General features: G+C 52.4%; 1 protein-coding gene. It reads right to left on the reverse strand.

Translation table 11 applies throughout. From position 1 onward, the window contains the following. Positions 1–66: 66 nt before the first annotated feature. Positions 67–1025, reverse strand: a 959-nt coding sequence (locus ABD067_RS24855) for an O-antigen ligase family protein (protein ID WP_343898115.1), incomplete at its 5' end; no start/stop codon positions are given.

The following is a 1025-nucleotide window of genomic DNA, read 5'->3' on the forward strand; positions in this document are numbered from 1 at the left end:
GAGGCCGCCATGTAGTTCAACAGCCGCTCTCCACTTTCCGAGGGCAAGTCCAATCCCCATCCATGCTCATTGAAACCGCTTTTGCACCGGCCGACGGAAACCGGCCGCATCCTTCTCACGCCCCCGCTCAGCGCACATCACGAGAGCGATGAAAGGATGGTAGAACATGTAGATGAGCACGTTGTCCGTCACCATCGCTGAAGCGGTATAAAGATACAGCATTAGCCCAAGCCGATGGCGAGCAAGGTTCAGAAACAAGACCACGTGCATTGCAACAAAGCCGGCCATGCCGTAATCAAACAGGATTTTGAGCCAATCGTTATGAGGATTCACTTCCGAACCCTCCAGCACTGCATAAGACTCCAACATGGTATCAGCGGCTGCTGGACCGAAACCGACCATCCTATTTAGCAGCGATCCGCTCTCCATCTCGTCCCACAGCTTGATGGCAAGCTCGTAGCGGCCAAGCGACAGACCGTTCGCACTGAAACCGTCCAGATAGGCGGTGTCAGCTACGCCTTCAAATAACTGAGTGCTGAAAATCGCCAGGATGGATAGTGCCACGACTGCGACCACGGCCAAGAAAGCTCGAGTTCTCGGCGTGGTTATCCGACCGAATACAATGTCGAAAGCGACCGCAAGCGCTACGCCGAAGAATGAGATTCTCTTAAACGCCAACAACATGAGCAAAGTCGCTACCAGGGCACCAGTCCATTTTCGACAGTGCAGGTAGTACAGGAGGATTATCCCGATAGAAAATCCAAGGCTCGACTCAAGAACCCCGCCGTCTGAACCGTACAGGTCGTTTGATGGGGAGTCTGACAGTCCCAAAAGAGTGTAGATCTCTCCTATGGACAGCTCAGAAGAATTCCCGATCTTATTGAGAACCTCAATCATCATGCACAACGCTATCGTCGCCAATGCCAAATCAGCAACGAAGCCCGGCGCGCGAAACCAAAAAATGAACAACAACAAATATCCAGAGATGATTGTGACGTCCCGAATGGCGTAGAAGCTGTAAGAGG

The organism is Craurococcus roseus (assembly GCF_039523795.1).
Taxonomy (GTDB): Bacteria; Pseudomonadota; Alphaproteobacteria; order Acetobacterales; family Acetobacteraceae; genus Craurococcus; species Craurococcus roseus.